The sequence below is a fragment of the Roseivirga sp. E12 genome (assembly GCF_017592825.1).
In the GTDB taxonomy this organism is placed as follows: domain Bacteria; phylum Bacteroidota; class Bacteroidia; order Cytophagales; family Cyclobacteriaceae; genus Roseivirga.
This window is the reverse complement of record NZ_JAGFMD010000001.1, coordinates 1,302,790-1,324,425: the sequence shown is the minus strand read 5'-3', so window position 1 is coordinate 1,324,425 and position 21,636 is coordinate 1,302,790. Positions and strand designations below refer to the sequence as shown.

The 21,636-nt window shown below is 41.1% G+C and carries 21 protein-coding genes; 10 read left to right on the top strand and 11 right to left on the bottom strand.

Features of this window, described 5'->3' with window-relative positions; translation table 11 throughout:
* Positions 1-11 precede the first annotated feature (11 nt).
* Positions 12-833: an agmatinase gene (gene speB / locus J4E76_RS05845; protein WP_208502047.1), complete on the bottom strand. Its 822-nt coding sequence runs from the start codon at positions 831-833 to the stop codon at positions 12-14.
* Positions 833-2,500: a glutamine--tRNA ligase/YqeY domain fusion protein gene (locus J4E76_RS05840; protein WP_208502046.1), complete on the bottom strand. Its 1,668-nt coding sequence runs from the start codon at positions 2,498-2,500 to the stop codon at positions 833-835. The genes speB and J4E76_RS05840 overlap by 1 nt, the downstream gene beginning before the upstream one ends.
* 152 nt (positions 2,501-2,652) lie before the next feature.
* Between J4E76_RS05840 and J4E76_RS05835 the strand changes: the two genes are divergently transcribed.
* Positions 2,653-3,804: a dienelactone hydrolase family protein gene (locus J4E76_RS05835; RefSeq protein WP_208502044.1), complete on the top strand. Its 1,152-nt coding sequence runs from the start codon at positions 2,653-2,655 to the stop codon at positions 3,802-3,804.
* Position 3,805: 1 nt separating this feature from the next.
* Here the strand turns inward: J4E76_RS05835 and J4E76_RS05830 are convergent, their stop codons facing one another.
* Both J4E76_RS05830 and J4E76_RS05825 read right to left on the bottom strand, forming a co-directional pair.
* Positions 3,806-4,693 (bottom strand): radical SAM protein, encoded by an 888-nt coding sequence (locus tag J4E76_RS05830; RefSeq protein WP_208502042.1) that lies wholly within the window; start codon positions 4,691-4,693, stop codon positions 3,806-3,808.
* Positions 4,686-5,426 carry a DNA alkylation repair protein gene (locus J4E76_RS05825; RefSeq protein ID WP_208502040.1) on the bottom strand — a complete coding sequence of 247 codons (741 nt, stop codon included), beginning with the start codon at positions 5,424-5,426 and terminating at the stop codon, positions 4,686-4,688. The genes J4E76_RS05830 and J4E76_RS05825 overlap by 8 nt, the downstream gene beginning before the upstream one ends.
* 996 nt (positions 5,427-6,422) lie before the next feature.
* On the opposite strand from J4E76_RS05825, the gene J4E76_RS05820 reads away from it, so the two are divergent.
* From J4E76_RS05820 to J4E76_RS05790, 7 genes are all read left to right on the top strand, one after another.
* Positions 6,423-7,100: a TetR/AcrR family transcriptional regulator gene (locus tag J4E76_RS05820; RefSeq protein ID WP_208502038.1), complete on the top strand. Its 678-nt coding sequence runs from the start codon at positions 6,423-6,425 to the stop codon at positions 7,098-7,100.
* 11 nt (positions 7,101-7,111) lie between these two features.
* Positions 7,112-9,283: a peptidase domain-containing ABC transporter gene (locus J4E76_RS05815; protein WP_208502036.1), complete on the top strand. Its 2,172-nt coding sequence runs from the start codon at positions 7,112-7,114 to the stop codon at positions 9,281-9,283.
* A gap of 3 nt (positions 9,284-9,286) precedes the next feature.
* On the top strand, positions 9,287-10,645 hold the full coding sequence (locus tag J4E76_RS05810; protein WP_208502034.1) for an HlyD family secretion protein: 1,359 nt from the start codon (positions 9,287-9,289) through the stop codon (positions 10,643-10,645).
* Positions 10,611-12,146, top strand: a complete 1,536-nt coding sequence (locus tag J4E76_RS05805; RefSeq protein WP_208502032.1) for a TolC family protein — start codon at positions 10,611-10,613, stop codon at positions 12,144-12,146. Before J4E76_RS05810 ends, J4E76_RS05805 begins: the two co-directional genes overlap by 35 nt.
* Before the next feature lie 74 nt (positions 12,147-12,220).
* Complete coding sequence (locus J4E76_RS05800) at positions 12,221-12,766, top strand: ferritin (RefSeq protein WP_208502029.1); 546 nt, start codon at positions 12,221-12,223, stop codon at positions 12,764-12,766.
* Between the two features lie 28 nt (positions 12,767-12,794).
* Positions 12,795-13,238, top strand: coding sequence for a YtoQ family protein (locus tag J4E76_RS05795; RefSeq protein ID WP_236017277.1), 444 nt, complete (start codon positions 12,795-12,797; stop codon positions 13,236-13,238).
* A gap of 15 nt (positions 13,239-13,253) precedes the next feature.
* The gene (locus tag J4E76_RS05790) at positions 13,254-13,883 is read left to right on the top strand and encodes a Crp/Fnr family transcriptional regulator (protein WP_236017276.1); all 630 of its coding nucleotides are present in this window, start codon (positions 13,254-13,256) and stop codon (positions 13,881-13,883) included.
* Positions 13,884-13,886: 3 nt separating this feature from the next.
* Here J4E76_RS05790 and J4E76_RS05785 read toward each other — a convergent pair whose 3' ends face one another.
* Together J4E76_RS05785 and J4E76_RS05780 are read right to left on the bottom strand one after the other, a co-directional pair.
* On the bottom strand, positions 13,887-14,795 hold the full coding sequence (locus tag J4E76_RS05785) for a phosphate/phosphite/phosphonate ABC transporter substrate-binding protein (RefSeq protein WP_208502027.1): 909 nt from the start codon (positions 14,793-14,795) through the stop codon (positions 13,887-13,889).
* 134 nt (positions 14,796-14,929) lie between these two features.
* Complete coding sequence (locus J4E76_RS05780; protein WP_236017275.1) at positions 14,930-15,679, bottom strand: sterol desaturase family protein; 750 nt, start codon at positions 15,677-15,679, stop codon at positions 14,930-14,932.
* A gap of 94 nt (positions 15,680-15,773) precedes the next feature.
* Between J4E76_RS05780 and J4E76_RS05775 the strand changes: the two genes are divergently transcribed.
* Complete coding sequence (locus J4E76_RS05775; protein WP_208502025.1) at positions 15,774-16,388, top strand: TetR/AcrR family transcriptional regulator; 615 nt, start codon at positions 15,774-15,776, stop codon at positions 16,386-16,388.
* Here the strand turns inward: J4E76_RS05775 and J4E76_RS05770 are convergent.
* Together J4E76_RS05770 and J4E76_RS05765 are read right to left on the bottom strand one after the other, a co-directional pair.
* Complete coding sequence (locus tag J4E76_RS05770) at positions 16,381-17,094, bottom strand: LytTR family DNA-binding domain-containing protein (protein WP_208502022.1); 714 nt, start codon at positions 17,092-17,094, stop codon at positions 16,381-16,383. The two genes, J4E76_RS05775 and J4E76_RS05770, sit on opposite strands and share 8 nt — an antisense overlap.
* Positions 17,087-18,145 (bottom strand): sensor histidine kinase, encoded by a 1,059-nt coding sequence (locus J4E76_RS05765; RefSeq protein ID WP_208502020.1) that lies wholly within the window; start codon positions 18,143-18,145, stop codon positions 17,087-17,089. Before J4E76_RS05765 ends, J4E76_RS05770 begins: the two co-directional genes overlap by 8 nt.
* 235 nt (positions 18,146-18,380) lie before the next feature.
* On the opposite strand from J4E76_RS05765, the gene J4E76_RS05760 reads away from it, so the two are divergent.
* Positions 18,381-19,289 carry a DUF6624 domain-containing protein gene (locus J4E76_RS05760; protein WP_208502018.1) on the top strand — a complete coding sequence of 303 codons (909 nt, stop codon included), beginning with the start codon at positions 18,381-18,383 and terminating at the stop codon, positions 19,287-19,289.
* A gap of 43 nt (positions 19,290-19,332) precedes the next feature.
* Here J4E76_RS05760 and J4E76_RS05755 read toward each other — a convergent pair whose 3' ends face one another.
* The 3 genes from J4E76_RS05755 to J4E76_RS05745 form a co-directional block, all read right to left on the bottom strand.
* Positions 19,333-20,163: an NmrA family NAD(P)-binding protein gene (locus J4E76_RS05755; protein ID WP_208502016.1), complete on the bottom strand. Its 831-nt coding sequence runs from the start codon at positions 20,161-20,163 to the stop codon at positions 19,333-19,335.
* Positions 20,164-20,174: 11 nt separating this feature from the next.
* Positions 20,175-20,684: a DUF1772 domain-containing protein gene (locus J4E76_RS05750; protein ID WP_208502014.1), complete on the bottom strand. Its 510-nt coding sequence runs from the start codon at positions 20,682-20,684 to the stop codon at positions 20,175-20,177.
* Between the two features lie 93 nt (positions 20,685-20,777).
* On the bottom strand, positions 20,778-21,635 hold the full coding sequence (locus J4E76_RS05745) for an AraC family transcriptional regulator (RefSeq protein ID WP_208502012.1): 858 nt from the start codon (positions 21,633-21,635) through the stop codon (positions 20,778-20,780).
* Between the last annotated feature and the right edge of the window lies 1 nt (position 21,636).

Below are 21,636 nucleotides of genomic sequence, written 5' to 3'. Positions count from 1 at the left end.
TAAGTATTTGGTTACAAGCTCAGTAATTGTGATAGTAGCTCCTTTACAATTTTAGCGGCTACCATACCGGTAACACCATTGATATCTCTATCAGGATTGTACTCTACCACGTCACAGCCGACTATGTTGGCATCTAGTTTCTGAATCATGCTGATGGCTTCTCTCGTGCTGAGCCCTCCCGGTTCGTGATGCGAAACGCCCGGTGCAAAAGCCGGATCAAGTACGTCCATGTCGAACGTAATATAAACTGGCCCATCGAACTTCATGTTAATATCTGCAGCCCAATCTTTCATCTCAATGACATTTACACCAAAGCGATCGGCCTGCTCTTTTTGGTGTTGGCTCATTGTACGAATCCCAATCTGGGTTAGGTTTTTAGCCAGCCCATATTCCATAATTCGCGCAAAAGGACAAGCGTGTGAATGTCTATTGCCATCCAGTTCATCATACAAATCGCCATGTGCATCAAATTGGACGATGTGGAGGTCTGGGTGCTTTTCAGCCATGGCCTGCATGATAGGGTAGGTCATTGAATGATCGCCTCCTAACGAAAAAGGAATGGCCCTTTGTGCCAAAATTTGATCTATCGGTTTTCTTATACTCTGATAATCCGATGGTATTGCGTTACCACACCATTTTACTCGTACATGCTCATTGAGGTCTGTCAGGTTCTCAGTAAAGAAGTTGGCAGAATCAGATTCAATAGAATCAATGATCAATTCAGGTGCCTTGGCCGGGCCTTGCATAAAAGATGAGTTCTCATCAAAGGGAATACCGACCAATGCAATATCATTGTCATTGAGTTGATCGAGTGTACTCCTGATAAGTCCCATTACTTTTTCCAGTTATCTCTGAGTGTTACTGTTCTGTTGAAAACCAAATTGTCACCTGTTGAGTCCTTATCCACAATAAAGTAGCCTTGTCTTTCGAACTGGAAGAAGTCTCCAGGCTTGGCACTGGCCAATGACGGTTCTAATAGTAAATCGTGGTTGACTTCCAGTGAATTTGGATTCAAGTGATTGGTGAATTCATCATCAATGCCACTCAGGTTTTCCGTAGTAAAAAGTCGATCGTACATTCTTACTTCAGCCTTCACTGCATGATCGACCGAAACCCATCCAAGTGTACCTTTTACTTTTTTGCCGCTGGTGTCGTGTCCACTGCGGGTCTCAGGATCGTATTCGCAATACAATTCTGTGATGTTACCTTCGGCATCCTTCTCAAAACCAGTACATTTTATAATGTATCCGTATTTTAGTCTTACTTCACGATCGGGACCTAGTCGGTACCATTTCTTGGGAGAAGGAGGGTTCTCCAAAAAGTCTCCCTGTTCTATGTAGATTTCTCTAGTTAGAGGCATTTCACGTGTACCAGCTGATTCGTCACCAGGGTTATTCACCGCAGGCATCATTTCAGTCTTATCTTCAGGCCAGTTGGTAATGGTAACTTTTAGCGGGTCGAGAATACCAAAAACACGATTGGCCTTTTTGTTTAAGTCCTCACGAATGCTGTGCTCTAGTAGAGCAATGTCAGTAATGCCATCACGTCTTGCCACACCAATTTTGTGGGCAAAATTCTTAATCGACTCTGGGGTGTAGCCTCTTCGTCTTAATCCTGAAATGGTAGGCATTCGTGGGTCGTCCCAGCCAGTTACATGACCTTCTTCTACCAATTGCAATAGCTTGCGCTTACTTACTATAGTATAACCAAGGTTCAGTCTGGCAAACTCTGTCTGTTCAGAAGGGTAAATCTCTAACTCATTGATCAGCCAGTCATACAATGCTTTATGGTCTCTAAATTCAAGCGTGCAAAGGCTATAAGTGACGTTCTCGATAGAGTCTGACTGCCCATGCGCAAAGTCATAATTAGGATAGATGCACCATTTATCGCCAGTACGGTGATGGTGTACCTTCTTAATTCTATAGATGATAGGGTCCCTCATATGCATGTTAGGAGAATCCATATCTATTTTAACACGAAGCACACGGCTACCTTCTTCGCAAGATCCATTGCGCATTTCTTCAAAGAGGGCAAGGTTTTCTTCTACGCTTCTGTCCCTATAATGGCTTTTAATTCCTGGGATAGAAGGGTTGGTTTTGCCAGCGCTAATTTCTTCGGCACTTTGATCATCGATATACGCCTTGCCTTTTTTGATAAGCTTGATGGCAAATTCGTAAAGTTGATCGAAGTAGTCAGACGTGAAAAGAGGTTTGTCACCATAGTCGTAACCGAGCCATTTGATATCATCGATAATGGCGTTGACGTATTCCATGCTCTCCTTGGCCGGATTGGTGTCGTCAAAACGAAGGTTACACTTACCATTATACTTTTCGGCAAGACCGAAATTCAATACGATGGACTTCGCATGTCCAATATGCAAGTAACCATTCGGTTCTGGAGGAAAACGCGTCTGGACAGTAGAATTCTTACCTGATTTTAGGTCTTCTTCTATCATTTGCTCTATAAAGTTGAGCGACTCTCTGTTTTCGTTTTCCGACATTTCTTCTTAATTCTAAACTGGGTGCAATTTTACTAAAAGACCATCATATGAGCGAGCAATAAGCCAAATCATTTATTCATGGGTTTTCATGAAGGCTTTGAGTCCTTTGAATGGTTTAGATCATTCTTTACCTTTCGATCAACCCTTTTACAATGAAAAGACTCGTTACGCTGACTGTTGTCCTTCTTTTATCAAGTGTCTTCGTGAAGGCGCAGTCTCTCATGACCTTTGATCTCGCCCCCGGTGACTATACTGTTGGTTTCAAGACAGATGTTATTTATGATGAGACTAGATCGTATGAATACTTGGGTAATGGACGAGATGAGGTTGAATTGAAATCGGGTCCAAGGCCTATTTATCTTAGTATCTGGTATCCTGCCGAAGCAAGTTCTGCCCAAAAGATGAATTATGGTCAGTACCTCGATCTCTTTGTAAGAGACAGAGAGCGTACAAAAGAGTATATCTCTGGCTTTGTCAATAATGGTCGCGAGCAGGAAGAGCGAAATGCAATAACACAGTCTGTAGCCAATGCCGAGGCCTTGTCAGGAGATTTCCCTGTAATCATTTATGCCCCTAGCTTCAATGCACCATCTTTTGAAAACTCTGTGCTTTGTGAGTACCTGGCAAGTCACGGATATATTGTTGTAGCCTCGCCAAGTCAAGGAGATAAGAACCGCTTGATGACTGCTGACTATGCAGGTGCGAATGCTCAAGCAAAGGATATAGAAATACTACTAAAATATGCTGAAAGCCACCCTGAAGCACGGGCTGATAAGATGGCTGTTATGGGGTTCAGTTGGGGAGGCCTGGCAAATGTGATCGCTCAGATGAGAAACGATAAGGTAGATGCACTCTTATGCTTAGATGGTAGTGTAACCTACTATTATAAAGATTTTCGAAATTGGCCGGAAGTTGACCTTGATAAGATTAATGTGCCCATCATGTACATGGTTCAGAAAATCTTTAAACCTACAAGAATGGTAGAAGGTGAAACGGTTCGTATCAAAGATGTTTACGATTCCTTGGAAAACGACCAAGCCTACTTTCTGAAATTTAACGAGTTGCACCATCAGAACTTTGGAGCTCATTTTGTAAAACTGAGAGAAAGAAACCCTGAAGTCGAAAGTAGCCAGCCACTGATTAATGAAAGTTATGAGGCTATGACTCAATATGCGCTTAATTTTTTCAATGCCTATCTCAAAGGGAATCCAAAAGCCTTGCAATTCTTGTCGAATGAAGTTTCAAGAAATAAGATCAGGCCCGAATTAATAGAAGCAGAGAGTAAAAACCCGAAAGGGAACTAGCTTAGTTCTTTACAATCCGGTTTCTAAGGGAATACCTTTTGCCAAGCTCGGCCATCTTTTCATAGAACGCCTTTCTGTAATGCTTGGGCATCTCATTGCTCTGGCTAAAATAGCCCTGATACTTTGTAAGAAGTTGGGGGTAGTGTTTCTCAATTGCTTTTAAAACCAGTGTTTTGCTATTGGAAGCTTCGTTACCAAAGAGTGTCAAGTCAGCTGGCATGCAGTAATGCGCTCCACTTTCTTTATATGATTTAAACATCAACTCAAGGCTCTCTGTAGTATCCGAAATCCAAGGAAGGAGGGGCATCATGCTTACACCAGTTAAAAAGCCAGATGCACTGAATTTTTGAAGGGTATCGAGACGTTTTGTGGGGGGTGTTGCACCTGGTTCAAAGATTTTACCTACATGATCATCAAGTGTGGAGAAGGAGAAGGTTACCATTGCCCCGCGGTCTAAGCCGGTGAGATCTTTCGGTAGAATGGCTGCTTTGTCGATTTGCTCAATCAGGTCCATGTCACGAAGGATAAGATCTGAACGAGTAATCATATGCACAGGGAACCGATACTTTAGAATTATCTCGAGGAGCTGACGGGTTAGCTTGGTCTCCTTTTCTAGTTGAAGGTAAGGGTCTGTAGCAGAGGCTAGCACAATGACACCATGATCACCTTTGGAGGCTCTTAGTTTCAAGGCCTTTTCAAGCAGTTCAGGCGCATTGATTTTAACGCCAAGTTTCCTTTCCATGTGAATGCCATACTTACTACCTCTGATGTAACAGAATAGGCAGTTGAAGGAACAACCACGATAAGGGTTGACGGTGTAATCATCCAAGAACCAAGGGTCTCGTCTTTTAGTCTTGTTCAATATACTCTTAGCTGTGATTTCATTCATAGCTAATCGGATTTTGCTTGGCCATAGAAAGACCAATATTGATTTTGTTCTGAAACCACCTAGAGAGTTTTGTCTTTCTGATCTTCTGTTCGTGTTTGTAGATCAAATCTGGATGAAATCTGGCTATGGTCTTGGCAGGCCAACCAACACCCTTTTTGATATATAGTTTTGTTTTGTGTCCATGCTCGAGCATTAAGAAGAGGAGCTGTTCCACTTGCTCTTTGGGTATCTTTTTCTTGGTGGCATAATGGGTGGCTATGCCTATTGATCGCTGAATCCACATGTTTTCATGATCACCCATTTTGACGAAGTGCATGTAGCTGATATCAAAGTTGCGAAGTGCACCTTCTCCGAATACCCTTTCGCTGATGATATCGCAAGCATACCAAACATCAGCCCGGATGATATGATCGACAGCTTTATTGAACATGCCGGATACATTCGTATCTAATTGTAGCTGCAGGAGTTTCCCAATAACAGGGTAACAGGATTCATGTTTGACGACAGCTAGTCTTTCAAGTAAATCATCTATTTCAGAGGCATTGAGAATTTTAGAAAGCTGAATCGCAACATATTCCAAGATTGGAAACTTAACCCGATGTGCTAAAATATCTCGATTGAGTAGATCCCAGAAGTTTTCGGAAACCTGATTTTGCTGCTTTGATTTTAACTGTTCTTGAACAAGAAGGTCCAAAGTAGGTCTAATACTTTGCTGGGAAGTGATTGTTTTCAACAGAGATCTTATGATTATAAGAAATCAATGTACGCAGTTTGAGTGAATTAAGACAGATTGTGCATAAACCTGTGGATAACCCAGTGGATAAGTATGTGAATAGAGAGGTGGGAAACTTGTTGAAAACTAGGGATTTACAAAGTTTGCATGTAAAGTTATGTAAGGTACCTTAGGTATACCAAGTGAGGGATAAAGAACAGAAGCCTAGCTTCAGTCTCTCTTCGGGGGAAGCCCGAAAAAGTGTAGTGAAAGGGTTGACATGCAAATGTTAATCTGAGACAGTCAAAAGTGATGCTGTTAATATTTCTCCTGATCGCAAGTGAAGGTGTTAATATCGGAAATTTACTTCAGGGATAATTTCCAGGCGTTTGTGATCACTACTTGAAAGGGAGTAATCATAAGACGTTCTAAAAATCTTTCTATGAAAGGTGATTAGACAGCGCTTTAGCAGTTGACTTTAACGAAAACTGAGCAATCAGTATTGGTTAAAGTCAGGGAAGTACTTCGGTATTCTCCTAATCACGGTCAACGATCATCGGCAACGGTGATTGACACCCGGCTTGCAAAAGCAAGGTGGAATATGTGGAGACTACTTTCGGGTAGCCTTGATAAAGAACGTTGACACACATCTGCAAAGATGTAGAAGACTGCAAAAGCTTCGCATAACCGATTGGTGCTGAGCACCGAACTATAGGTGAAGCCGGAAAAAGACAGCGTTTGGACTTGATTGCTTGGGCCTTCAAGTTTGAACAAAGTTCTGAACAGTAACTTGGCGTCTTTAAATAGTTCACGCTATTTAAAGATGAGCAGGGGGCGAGTAATCGTCCCCTGACTTTGTTATTTGGGGGTATTTGAAAAAATACGGAAAAAGACCACTGGGGAGTGGTCTTTTTTTTTGTCTTTTCTAAACCTTTTTGAGGCCTGATCGTTGTCTTACTAAATTTAATGATAGTAATACTATTGTTTAGGATAGTTTAAGACTGAAAAAAGATAGCTATGGCATTATTGAGGCTGGAATTGAATTCGAATCTCTTTCTTAGAGATCCGCAGGAGACGGATTTAGGTAGAAAAATCATAGACCAATCCATCCGGATGATTGATGAATTGGGTTTGGAGGCATTTACCTTTAAAAAACTATCAAAGGCTATTGACTCAACAGAAGCCTCTATCTACAGGTATTTTGAAAATAAACATAGACTTCTGGTCTACCTTATCGCATGGTATTGGAATTGGCTGGAATATCGTATAGAGTTTGAGACGCATAACGTAGCATCTCCAACCGACCGTCTAGCCATTGCTCTTAGACTTGTAACTGAACATAAAAGCAATGATGCTACTTTTCCATCGGTCGATGAGTCAGCTCTTCAACGCATTGTTACCAATGAATCTGATAAGACCTACCTCACCAAGCAGGTAGATAGTGATAATAAAGAAGGCCTCTTCCGTGGTTTTAAGACATTGTGCAAACGTATTGCCGATATGGTGGAAGAAATAAATCCATCGTATGCGTATTCTCATGCTTTAGTGAGCACAGTGCTGCAAGCAGCACACCAACAAGTATTCTTTGCAGAACATCTGCCATCGCTGACAGAACACAAAGTTGTGAAAGGTGATGTTCACCAGCAGAACTACGAATTCTTACTAGAACTTATCCAAAAAGCCTCTAAGGCCTAAAGCTAAATCTTATGACGAATCAGCACATTGCGAATTCCATAAAGGAAATTTCGGTTTTGTTGCGCAATAACCTTGAAGAAGCACTGTTTCAAGATCTTCAGGTTAATGCAAAGTCCTATGCCATTGATGAGGTCTTTGAATTCAAGCGAGATCTAATTGAGACGGCTAATAAATCACGTATTGTCTTACTAGATCAATCTTTGGCTGGAGTGGAGTTGACTTCTTTTATCAAGGATGTAAATATTCCTTTGATCGCATTTAGACAGTCAGCGGAAGGATTCATACCGGTGATTCTGAGTAAGGCCAAAAAAGGTACGAAGGTATTGGAGATTACTTCCGATGCAACTTTAATAGGTGACTTTGAGGAAGTAAAGTCTCAACTGTTGCTAGATGCTCAAGGAGACATCATGCTCTTGGGAGCATTTAGCTACCGTAGTTTGGTATCAGAGCATGAGGAGGGAGAAATTCCTAAACCTCTATCGCCAGTAAAAAGGCTTATAAGACTTCTAAGCGAAGAAAAGAGAGATATCTTCTATGTCTTTGTTTATGCTGCCTTTGTGGGCATTGTTTCTCTAACCTTGCCTTTAGGTATTCAGGCTACCGTAGAACTGGTTTCAGGAGGAGTGGTCTTTAGTTCTATTTATCTTCTAATTGGGCTCGTTCTTCTCGGGATTCTGGCTTCTGGGGGGCTGCAGATAATGCAGATTACATTGGTGGAATACTTGCAACGAAGGATTTTTACAAAGGCAGCTTTAGAGTTTACTTTTAGGATTCCCAGAATGAAGATTGAATCACTAAGCAATCTACATGCCCCTGAGTTGATCAATAGGTTTTTCGATGTATTAACGATTCAAAAGGGACTGCCGAAATTGTTAGGGGACTTGACCTCAGGGATCATACAGATAATTTTCGGGCTGGTCTTGCTATCCTTTTATCACCCATTCTTCGTGTTTTTTGGCCTAGTACTAATACTTACCTTGGTGCTCATTTTCAGACTTACTGGACCGAAAGGCTTACAGTCATCTATCAATGAGTCTGTGTATAAATACAAAGTGGTTTATTGGTTGGAGGAAATTGCAAGAACCCTGAACTCATTCAAGATTTCGGGTAATACGAACCTTCCTGTTAAGAAAACCGAGTATAACGTTAATAACTACCTGATTAACAGAAAGGTCCACTTTAAGGTACTGGTCAATCAGTATGTCTATATCGTTTTGTTTAAGGCGGTGATTACTGGTGGTTTATTGATTATTGGCACCTCTTTAGTCATCAACCGAGAGATTACCCTAGGCCAGTTTGTAGCGGCTGAGGTGATCATCATCCTAATCCTCAACTCAGTAGAAAAAATCATTACCTACATGGACGTGGTGTACGATATGCTCACTGCAGTTGATAAGATAAGTCAGGTAACAGATTTACCACTAGAAAAGGTTGGAGGTATAGACCTGAGCAATGATGAATTAGACAAAGGTTTCTCTATAAGACTTAAAAATCTGAGTTATACCTATCCAGGGTCCAAGACACCTGCTATTCATAGTATTAACACAGGTTTTGCCTGTGGTGAGAAGGTCTGTATCTCAGGTGGGAATGAATCAGGAAAAACCACATTAACAAACACCATTTCTGGGATGAACCAGAATTATGAAGGAGCCCTTACCATTAACGAGTACAGTTTACGAGACTTGGACCTGACTAACCTCAGGGATAAACTAGCTAAGAATGTTTCGGCCGAAGATATTTTTGAAGGAACAATTCTTGACAATATAGTGGTAGGTAAACCTCAGGTTTCTACTAAGGATGCTGTCGAAGCAATTGCTAAGGTCGGCCTTTCTGATAAGATTAATATGCTGCCTAACGGATATGGTACACAGGTGATCAGTGGAGGGAAGGGCTTTTCAAGCAGTTTTGTTCATAAAGTGATTTTGGCAAGGTGTCTTGTCAAAAGACCTAGGCTACTAATTCTAAATGATTTCTTCTCTTCCTTCCAAAGGTCAGAAAAGGAGCATCTAATCGATGTAGTTACAAGTAATGCAGAATGCACGCTGGTAGCAGTTTCTAATGATCCTTTGGTGATGGCTGCTTGTGATCGCGTGATTGTTATGGAAGAAGGTACCATCAAAGCAGAGGGTACTTATGCCGAACTTTTATCGGAAGGATATTTAAATAAAATCATTAAAGTCTAAGCCATGTTGAATCTATCAGATAATAAGAATCAAGAGATCCAGCATCAGCAGAGTGTTCTGTTTAAGACTTTAGGGTCGCCAAAGGCTGGCAAGAAGCTAGCAAGAATATTATTAACAGTGACTTTTCTATTCTTCATTTTGCTGTTCTTTCCGTGGCAGCAAAACATTAGAGGTAATGGAAGCCTTACTGCATTCGACCCAAGTCAACGACCACAGTCTGTTGAAACTGCCATTGCCGGTAGAATTGATAGCTGGAATGTTCGCGAAGGTGATTTTGTGAATAAGGGAGATACCATCCTTACACTCACAGAGGTGAAGGATAAGTTTTTTGATCCAGAACTCTTGGAAAGGACTAGGGAGCAGATTGAAGCCAAAGAGTCTAGTATTGATTCGAAAAAGGATAAAGTAGCCTCTCTAGAAACTCAAGTTGGTGCACTGAGAGAGCTGTTAGTTGCCAAACGAGAGCAGGCTGAGAATAAGCTTATTCAGGCCAAATTCAAGCTGCAAAGCGATAGTATAGACTATGAGGCCGAGAAGATAAGATATGCCAACCAGCAGGACATCTACGAGAGAAACCTGAGAAGAAAAGAGGCTGGAAACATTGCTTTAACCAAGATTCAAGAGTTGGAATCCAAACTACAGGAGACTAAAATGAAGCTGGCTAGTGCTGAGAATACTTTTGGTGCCAGTAAACAGGAAGTAATTAATGCGAGAGTAGGTATAAGTGCTATTGAATCGGAGTTGCTCGATAAGATTAGTAAAGCCGAATCGGATAGGAATAACACGCTGGCCGAAATTGCAGATGGCGAGGGTAGTTTGGCCAAACTTCAGAACGAATATGCCAATTTGACGATTAGAAATGAGCAATACCAGATCATTGCTCCTCAAGATGGATACATCGTAAGGGCCATGAAAGCCGGTATAGGCGAGACAATCAAGGAGGGTGAGTCTGTCGCTCAAATTATGCCAGAGAATCCTGAGTTGGCCGTTGAGATGTATGTGAAAGCCATGGATGTTCCGTTGATCGGTTTAGATCGGAAAGTTCGTATTCAGTTCGATGGCTGGCCAGCACTCCAATTCTCGGGATGGCCAAATGTATCTGTCGGTACTTTCGGAGGTGTGGTTAGGGTAATAGACCGGGTGAATAGCACAGGAGGAGAGTATAGGATTTTAGTAACCCCTGATCCGGAGGATGAGCCATGGCCTGAGCAGTTAAGAATAGGCTCGGGGACTAAAGGTTGGGTAATGCTTGATAACGTTGCCGTTTGGTACGAAATCTGGCGTCAGCTGAATGGATTTCCTCCAAGCCTCTATGAGGCACCTAAAGATGTCAAACAAGAAGCATCAGCAAAAACGAAGTAGCGAGATGAAGAGACTATCTATATTCCTTTCGTTGTCGCTTTTTATGCTGGTGACTATCAGAAGCCATGGGCAAGACTTAAAGGTCAAGTCTTTGGAAGAGATGCTAGCGGAAAATGCTGTTGACACGACAAGGATTCTTCGTTTAGAGTCCTTTGTCAATATGGTGCTGTTAAACCACCCAGTGGTGAAGCAAGCTGACCTGCTTCCCGAAAATGCAAAGCAGGAAATTCGTTTGGCTAGGGGTGCTTTTGATCCCAAACTTGAGGCTAGCTGGGATGTCAAAAATTTTGACGACAAAGAGTACTATGATTTCTTCAATACGACTTTGAAGGTGCCTACTTGGTTTCCTTTGGACCCTAAGATCAGTGTGGATAGAAATAGAGGAGAGTTTGTCAGTCGCGAAAACTTAATACCAGGCTCTGATGATTTTCGTCAAGTGACTGCTGGGTTAAGCTTGCCAATTGGGCGAGGCTTACTGATCGATCAGCGAAGGGCGACTGTGCAGCAAGCCGAACTCTTTGCTCAAATCACTGATGCTGAACGACTTAAAATGATTAATAAGGTCTTGCTTTCGGCTTCAAAAGATTACTGGGAGTGGTACTTTTCTTTTTACAACTTCCTTTTGATTGAAGAGAGCTTGAGCATCTCAGAAGAAATTTATCGCAGGGTAAAAGTTGATTTCGATTTTGGAGAGTTGGCAGCTATCGACACTGTTCAAGCGGCCATTACGCTACAAAACAGAAAGGTTGATCGCAGGCAGGCACTCATTGACTTTCGAAGAGCAGGCCTTATGCTCTCCAACTACTTATGGGGAGAGAATCAACAGCCAATGGTGCTTCAGGATGATATAATACCCGAGTTAGATTTTGCAATGAATATGCTCGGTTCCTCCATGCCTTTGGACAGTCTTGTTAACATGGCCATGACAAGACACCCTGAATTGTTGAAGACCAACCTGAAACTAGATCAACTTGATGTAGACAGGCGTTTAGCAATGGAAAACTTAAAACCGCGAGTGGATTTGAACTATAACCTGATTAATTCGCCTATCAATGCCCAAGGTAATTTTGTGGACGTGCAACTGCGTAATAATTATAAGTTTGGTGTCGAATTTGAGTTTCCGCTATTCCTGAGGAAAGAACGCTCAAAACTTAGACAAACCAAGATCAAGATTGAGCAAACGGGATATGAGCTAAATCAGCTTGAGCGCGAAATAGTGAATGATATTCAAGCCTCATATTTTGAACTTGATAATACGCAAGGAATGCTTGGTCTTATGCAGCAGGCCGCTAATAATTATAAAACATTATTGGAGGCAGAACTTTTCAACTTAACCATTGGTGAGAGTGATCTCTTCAAGATCAATTTCCAGCAAGACAAACTCTTGGAAGCTCAAATTAAGCTTATGAAGATGAGAGCAGACATGGAAAAAGCGCGAGTTACCTTATACTGGTCTGCCGGGTTGCCTTATCTGAATTTTAATCAAGACAGTGCCAATTAGGTAATTCTCAGGGAACAGTTTAGTCCTTTGACAGGTTAATTATTAACTTTAAGCTCCTGTAAAACAATATTGAAATGGAAAGACAACAAGTAACCGCAAAACGATCTCTTACACAAGCCACTGAAGACTTATTGAACCGTCAAATTATGATGGAGGGTAGTTCAAGTGCCTCTTATTTGTCAATGGCTTCTTGGTGTGAAATGACGGGTTATGAGGGCTCTGCAAAGTTCTTGTATCTGCATTCAGACGAAGAGAGAATGCACATGTTGAAAATTTTCCATTATGTAAATGAAGCTGGTGGGCACTCAATCCAACCAGAGATTACAAATATCAAGCATCATTACAATTCTTTAAGAGAGGTGTTTGAAACCATTCTTGATCATGAAATTGCTGTGACCAATTCAATCAATGAGATTGTAAACCACTGTTATGAGATCAAAGATTTTACTACAATGAACTTCCTTAACTGGTTTGTTGAGGAACAGCGCGAGGAGGAAACACTTGCAAGAAGAGCGGTAGAGCTGTTTGACCTTATCGGTGAAGATGGTGTAGGTCTTTGGACGATTGATAAGGAAATCATGAACCTTGTGGGTGAAGGTGACCAAGATCCAAACGCATAGACAATGAACCCTTAAGGGTATTATCAAGATGGATTTGACGGTTTATTTATCAGGTGAGATTCACTCCGATTGGAGAGAAGCTATCATCAAAGGTGTAGAAGAGGCGGGCTTGCCGATCGATTTTCTTACTCCTGTAGTAACTCATGAGGCTTCTGACAATGCAGGAGATGTTCTGGGAGAAGAGGAAAATCCGTTCTGGAAAGACCATAAAAGTGCAAAGGTCAATGGTATTCGAATCAAGACTAGTATTGAACAATCCGATTTGGTGATTATCAAGTTCGGAGAAAAGTATAGGCAATGGAATACCGCTTTTGATGCGGGTTATGCTGCTGCTTTAAATACACCCTATATAGTGATTCACCCTGATGAGTTTACACATGCATTGAAAGAAGTAGATGCTAGGGCCGCAGCAGTGGCTAAAGACGAAAGTCAGGTAATCACCATTTTGAAATATCTCTGTACTCAGAAGTAATTAGTCTTAGCCCTTTTGTTAGAGTCACTCCGAACCATACTTTCAAACCTCAACTTTAGTCAGGAATTGATTGAAGAGATTGTTCGATCAGGTAGACCAAAGAATTTAGGAGCTGAAGAGCACCTGATAAGCCCAGGTATGGTTGCTGACCATATGCCTATGGTAATTACCGGTACGCTCCGGATTATGCGTGAAGATGAGGAGGGCAATGAAGTCTTTCTTTATTATCTAGAAGGTGGCGATGCGTGTGCCATGTCTATCAGCTGTTGTCTAAGTAATCAACCAACTCCTTTTAAAGCTGTTGCAGAATCTGAGGCCACACTTTGGATGGTTCCAATGTCGCAGATAGACGGATGGATGGCCAAATACCCTTCCTTCAGAAGCTTTGTGATTGATTCTTACCAAGACCGCTTTGATGAGTTAATGCATACGATCGATAGTATCGCTTTCATGAATATGGATGAGCGCCTGATGAAATACCTTCTTGACAAAAAACAAAGCCAGGGCTCTTTTGTCATCGAGAAAACACATGAGCAGATAGCCCAAGAATTGAACACATCTCGAGTAGTGGTCTCTCGGCTACTCAAAAAACTCGAAAAGGAAGATAAGGTCGAGCTTTATAGAAATAGGATAGAAGTGTTATAGAGACTACTGATTGAATATCAGTTGTAATTCCTCATTCTCCCTGAAAGCAGTATTAATGGAATCGTAATCATCCTTATTAATCTGATAGAATTTTTCTGCTTGTAAAGCCTCAGACCAGCCGCTCTTCAAAGACACAAGCGCTTGGGGACTTGTATTATGAAGCTCAAGTAATATTTCGGTGATTGAATCTGCAGTTTCACGGGCTAGGTCATTATTTAATAGCACAGGCCCCAATGGTATTTCATTTGAAATCCATAAAGCCGTAAGCGATTCGAACATGGCTGGATTCTTTGTCTTTTGCGAATAGTATTCGTTGCTGCCAATAGCACAAATGTCAGCTTGACCTCCCAAGAGACTTTTCCAGGTATCCGTATGATTACCACCATAGCTTACATTCTTAAACTGGGTATTAGGCGATTGTATTCCGATAGAGTTGAGTAAGAGACGCGGAATCAAATTTCCCGAGGTTGACCCCTCATGAACAAACATCATTCTCAGCTCCTGTGCTTTGCTCGTTAAGTCTTTTAGACTCACAATATCAGTCCTGTTAGTAAGTATAACAGTCTTGTAATTATCTCTGGCTTCTACTTTTGTACGGAGTGCCGCAACTACCTCCATGTTGCGGTTATCTAAAGACAATTTCAGATACCCTAGGGTATTGATTAGGCCAATGTCCACACTGTCGGAATTAATACCTTGAAGCATAGATGCTACATCAGGGTAGCTTTTTAAATGTATAGGACGATCCAATTTCGATTGCAATAGCTCGGCAAGTGGTTTGAGGTTTTCAAGCCTATTATTGGTGTGGTAAGTATAAGTGGCAAGCGTTAAAGGTTCCTTTTCAGGTGTGCAGCTAACTAAGCATACAAATATCAGGATTAGGATAAAGAGAAGTTTGTAATTAAAGCTCATGATAGTACAGTGTTTTTCCCTATGGTGTATCTAAAAGGCAATCGCCCCGTTAAGTGGGGCGATTTAGCAAAGTTCTTCCTGATGTCATTTGAAAATTACATGAACGACATGTAATACAATAAAAGTTTGCTTTTCTATTTTTCGGAGACATCCTTAAAGAGTAGCATATCTTTTATTCTTGCCGATGCCCCATCATAAAAACCGGCTTCATTCTGGTTGTCTCTCGGGTTTTGGAAAGTACCAAATAGGTAATCATAAATAGGAAAGTCAGAGTAATTGTATTTGTGCTCTCCACGCTGGTGATGAACCGCATGCTGTTCAGGTCTTTGAATAAACCAACCCAGCCAGTGTGGTGTGTGAATGTTAGCATGCTGGAATTGACTTAGAAAGTTCAATGAGAAAATAACGATACTAATCGCTATAGGGGAAAGTCCCATAAAAAACGCAAAGCACACACTAGCCAATAGTGTGAAGCCGATCATATCCATAAGACTGAAGTAATAGGTACTTGGAATGTCAAGCCTCTCAGAGCTATGATGCATCTGATGAAAGATTCTCCAGAGCGTGTCAGACTTGTGCATGGCACTGTGATAGAAGTAAAGGAGGAATTGATAGAATAACAAGCCAATAACTACCTGAAGAACTGTATCGAGACCTGAAAGGTTAATTAGCTGATAGCTTGCTAAATATTCATCAGTAAGGAGAGGTAGATAGGATCCTAAATAAAAGAAAACAAAAAAACTAACTATGCCTCTGATGGTTGCATACTTGATCTTGGGTAAATCCTTTTTTCTTGGGAACATACTTTCCCAGGCATAGAGGAAAAGGAACATGCCAATAACGACCAATGACACGGGATCAATTAATATTTCGAGTGGGTTCATAAAAAAATATTTGTTTTTAAACAGACTAGTTGGTGCAAATATAGAATATTTTATTTTAAACAAACTAGTTGGTATAAAATAATTATATTGGGCCATGCCGAAAGATGGAAGTAAGACTAGATACAAGATTTTGGATGAGACCATGACACTGGTTTTGGAAAATGGTTTTGCAGGGACAACCATAGATCATATACTGGAGCGCACAGATATTACCAAAGGAGCTTTTTTTTATCACTTTAAAAGCAAAGCAGATTTAGCATTGAGCTTGATGGAATACTTTGCGCGCCTAGATATCGCTGAGCTTAATACTTCCATCGAAGAGACGGCTGAGTTTAGCGTTGATCCAAAGAAGAGGCTGATTAAATTTGTTCAACGATTTATTGACCTTATGACTGGCTTGGAGACACCATATCCTGGTTGCCTTTATGCTTCCTACGTTTATGAGCCTGAGCAATTTGGAGAGGAAATAAAGAATATAGTGAAAGAATCAACATTGAGCTGGAGAGAAGCAATCGGTGAGTTGATCGAGCAAGCTGCAGCTCAATCCAAAGTAAGAATACCCTTAGACAAGGATTCTTTGGCTGATCATTTCACTGTGATTTTGGAGGGGGCATTTATTGTCTCAAAGTCGCTTAACGATCCCAAAGTGACCGCCAACCAACTTATACATTATAGAAACTATCTCGACTTGATTTTTGAAATTAGCTAGGGGAGTTAGCCATCAATTGATCGTTAACCTTAGTCCTATAGGACCTACTAATCGGTAGTTCAATGTCATTGATGAGAACGGTCTCCTTTGTGAATGACCTGAGGTGATGACAATTGACAATAAATGATCGATGAATTCTCAGAAATTGATCAGGGTGCAACTTTTCATGTATACTCGTGAGCGTTTCACGGGTGATGATCAGTCCTTTCTTGGTATGGATCTTTAAATAGTCACTCAGGCTTTCGATATAGAGTATTTCACCCAATATAATCTTGATCATTTTTCGGTCCGAACGAACGAAGAGATGATTATCTGAATTTACTTTTTGGCTTGCTTCGCCCTTGCCAGCCCTTATCGCTTTATACTTTTCAATGGCCTCTTTGAAACGCTCGGGACGTATGGGTTTTAATAAGTAGTCGATGGCCCGAAGGTCAAAACCATCTACCGCATAATCACGAAATGCGGTTGTAAATATGATGCTGGTGTTCTTATTCAAGGTTTTTGCCAGTGCTAACCCAGAGATTTCAGGCATTTCAATATCCAAGAATATTAAATCTATCTTCTGACTAGCCATTATATTGATCGCTTCAATGGCATTCCTACATTGGGCGATCAGATTAAGTTCAGGGTGGTCTTGTAAATATATGTCAAGGACCTCACGAGCTTTCGGTTCATCATCTACTATAAGGCATTTGATATTACTCATGAACAGTTGGTTTAAGACCACTAATTTCAAGATTTACTTTGAACATATCAGCTTCTTGAACAATGTTTAGGACATGCCTTTTCGGGTAGAGCATTTCCAACCTTTTTTGAACGTTCTTTAGGCCCAAACCAGGTTGATAGGCTTTGTTTAAACAAGTATTCTGAATACTGAAACGTAGTAGGTCTTGGTCTACTGAGAGGTGAGCCTCTACTAACTGTTCCACCGATACAACTTTGCCGTGCTTAAAAGCATTCTCTACAAAAGGCATGAGCAGCATAGGTGCAATCTCATAGTCTTCACGATCAATTTCCGTTTCAAAATGCACCTTGAGTGTATCTTCGAAACGTGTTTTTTCTAGGTCGATATATGACGTCAAGTGATCAGTTTCCTTGTTTAAGGCTACGATAGGTTGATTGACCTGATAAAGCGTATAATCTAGTAGGTCTGATAGTTTAAGGATTGTCTCAGGTGTCTCTTTTGCTTGTCTCAATGCTAAGCTATAGATAGTATTAAGGCTGTTGAACAGAAAATGTGGGTGGAGCTGACTCTTGAGTGCATCTAATTCTTGCTTTTTGATGACCAGATCATTTTCTGCGAGTTTCTTCTCTAAGTTCAACTGTTCCACCAAGGCTAGCTGTCTATGCTTCCATAGACTTACGAAGCTCACGAGTACAACAATAGAAAATATGGCAGTAAGCAGGAAGGGGTAGTTTCTGCTAGTAGAAGGCATTTGGTCAACAGTCAATCCAGGCACGAAACCAACGACAATGAGAAGAAAGGTCAAGGTCAAAACTGCACAACCCAAAATGGTTGCCAGAGACCATGTTACGAATGGAATAAGCTCATTTGTTAAAACATATTTTGGAATCAATTTGTAGACAAAGACCAGGCAGGTGATGAGCGTGATTGGCACTAGGCCTGCCATAAAAACTATATTATACATAGTACCGACTGAGCCATAACTTAATAAGAATTGAAGGCAGGCGGTGATTGTTGCTATTAGTATGACATACCGTGTTTGGCGATATTTTGGTGCGAGTAGCAATTCCATATGACACAAATAAGGGGTTTAATATTTACCACTGAAGGATTTGCGATGGATGACCATTTAAGCATGGTATTATGCAGGCATTGAGAGCGATTTTGCTTTTGTCTCCATGTTATAAGCCGTTGAGGTCGCTAAACCGGTAAAGTCAATAAAGGAAAGGGTAGCCTATCTCTTATCAAGGTTTGGTGAAAGATTATAGTTTAGACTTGCCTCATAAACCAGAAAGAAAATAAGAATGATGAAAAGAATATGTCTAACAATAATGGTGGTATTGTGCTATCAGGTTGCAATGGCTCAATCGAAAGGAGATTCATTGCGGAGTGCGGGTGCTCTCGAGGCGGCTTATATGGCCTATGGTGTTGAGTTTTATCAGAATCCTGCTAATGCAGATGTTGCCTATAAACTTGCCTCTACCTTGTCGCTTGCGAACCTTGCGGATACCTCTTTCTTTTTCCTGAATGTCGCACTTCAAGGGAAAAGTGATCTAATGCCTCTTGCTGATAGTGACTTCTACAACCTGTCAACCGACCCTAGGTGGAAACAAGTTGAACAGCAACAATTGATGAAATACCAGCAGGCTAATGGAAAACTAAAGAAGCCAGAATATGCGCTACAATTGATCAGAATAATAATGAAAGACCAGGCGCTGGATTACCATTTGGATTTGGGTAGAAATGAGTTTATGAAGAACCGCTACGCTCCACATTGGTTTTTTCTGCTGAACAAAACGAAAGGACGACTAAATGCTGAAAACTTTGTAGAAATGAATCGGCTATTGGATGAACATGGCTGGCCTAAGTATTCAGATGTTGGTGATTTAGCGGCAGATGCTCCACTATTGGTGATCAATCATCATGAGAGCGAAGAGATAAGGATGAAGTACTTAGATCAAATTAAAGACGCTTGTCTAGCGGGAGAGGGCAGTTGCATGGAATATGCTAAGATACACGACCGGATATTGGTGAATACTGATCAGCTCCAAACTTATGGAATGCAGTTCAAGTATAATCGAAATGGTGTGTTAGAACCCTTCCCGATTGAGAACCCAGAGACTGTCGATCGAAGACGGAAGGAAATCGGTTTAGAACCCCTTGCCGTTTATCTTAAGAGAAAGATTAATTATGACTGGAAAGTAGCCCAGAAGTAGTAAAAAAGAGAAGGGCCATCCTGATAACAGGATGGCTCTTTTGCTATGAATTAGGGTTCCAAACACCCGTTTTGGCCGTTTCTGTTGCATAGTCAGCGAAGCTTTTCGCTGGTCTACCCAGTAACTCATCTACCGTTTTGGTAGTGCTTGAGTTTCTGCCATCCAGAACGTTAGTGAACAAATAATTGATTAACCAGATATAAGATTCTGGCACCTTGTGTTCTCTGAGCATTTCAACGTAAGAGTCAATGTCGATTGCATGTAGCTTGATATCTCTTCCAGTTGCCTGATTTATCATTGAAATTACATCTCCGAAGGTGATCAGTTCTGGGCCTGTTACCTCAAGCACTCTTCCATTGTATTTATCTTCCGTTAAGGCCTTAACCGCAATTTCGGCTATGTCGTCTGTATCGATAAATGGGATTTTAACTTCTGTTCTAGGCAGTGCTACCTGACCGGCATAAATTGGATCCAAAAAGAAGCTTTCGCTAAAATTCTGATTGAACCAATCTGCTCTAACTACAGACCATTGAAGTCCCGAGTTGATTACAATCTGCTCACAATGTTGGGCTTCTTTCTCTCCACGGCCTGAGAGAATTACTAGCTTTTGAACATTACTCTTCTTGGCCATTTCACACAGGGCCGTAATGGCTTCAGGTGCTCCTGGTACTGCAAGGTCGGGTTGAAAAGTGATGTATACTTTGTCCATACCGGTTAATGCCTCTTGCCAAGTGGTGATATCTTCCCAATCGAAGCTTGGTTTCGCACTACGCGATCCTATTCGCACATTGTGTCCTAGAGCAGTTAAGTGTTGGGCAACTTTTCGGCCTGTTTTACCTGTGCCACCAATTACTAAAATGTTGTCTTGAGTCATTTTCTTATGCTTTAATGATTAATAAAATTTGTATTGATAAAGTGAGTCTTTGTGGCCCATAGCAATAGGCTAAAAGAGATCACGGAGAATGCTGTTCTGATTAAATGGTATTGATTCCATTGAAACTCATATGAGCGTCTGGTTGCTTGAAGCTGATCAATCGATAGCTTCGATAGCTCAATAATGTCCAACCTGTTGTTCATAGGAACATTGCCTAAGGCAGTTACCCCAACAGTTCCAATGATATATACTAGCGATGCGATGAGCACCCAAGCAAAACTCTGAGAGTCATCTATTCGATGAAGCCCAATTCCTGAGATGACCATTAGAATCAATGGTCCGAGAAAGATGATAAAGAACCAGGGATTGAGTATCTCTCGATTAATGGATTGCATAGACTCCAGGTAATTGAGGTCTGAAATTTTGCGCGTACCAGGGATAACTGATACTTGCCAAGCATAGAATAAACCAGCTGAGAGTCCAGTAATTAAAGTCGTAATTAGTAAGATATTGCCTTTCATAACTAAGGGTTTTATGTCTTTCGTTGACACAAAATTGTCTCAGTTATTTGTGGTTGGCTTGTCCGAAAAGAATTCTGATTTGTTCGAAAAGAACTATCGCTTTATTTCGCTTGGTCGAAAGCCAAATTTCTTTGTGAAGGCATTGGAGAAGGAGCTAAGACTCTCATATCCTACCTGCCATGCGGCCTCTTGTATACTTAGCTCACTATCCTTGAGCATATCATGGGCTTGACTCAGTCGCTCATTCTGAAGATGCTTAAATACTGGCATGCCGAAGACTTCTTTGAAGTTCTTTTTCAGTTTGTTGCTATTGAGCCCAATAAGTTTCGAGAGTTCATTCAAAGAGGGCGGAGCCGAAATATTACTATCTAAGATTTCCTTGGCCTCGTAGATTTTTTCGACATCCTCATTTTTCAAAGTGTCTGTGATGGGTTTATCAAGTTCTGCAAAGAAGTGTGCCAGCAGCTCGGTCACCTGACTCCGTAGGAACATCATTCGTGTATTGCCCGTAAATGTGGTACTGAAAATTTTCTCTACGGCAGTTTGCATATGAGGAGTCATATAAAAAGCGGGACCGCCAACAATGTCTTTTTTGGGAACTACAAGTTCGCTCAGTTGCTCCTCATAAACTTTCTGTTCATGCTCAGGGAGTTTCTTGAAGTTGTCTAGAGTAGATACAATGCAAATAGACTGCATCGGTTGTTCTGGAGAAATTGTGTGCTCGAAAGTAGATCCTTTACCAGCGTAAAAGGAGAGGGCTGCACCCTTCGTGTTGTGATAAGTCTCCTTCAGATTGTCCTTTACAATATTCAACTCTACTTCCCCTTTGCCATAGAAAGCAATACCAATTACGCCACTCTCAAAACCACATTTTTCCACAAAGGTCTTTTCTGCACTTGAGTGTTCAATAAGCACAATGAAGTTGTTGATATCGATAATGTCTCGGGTCATG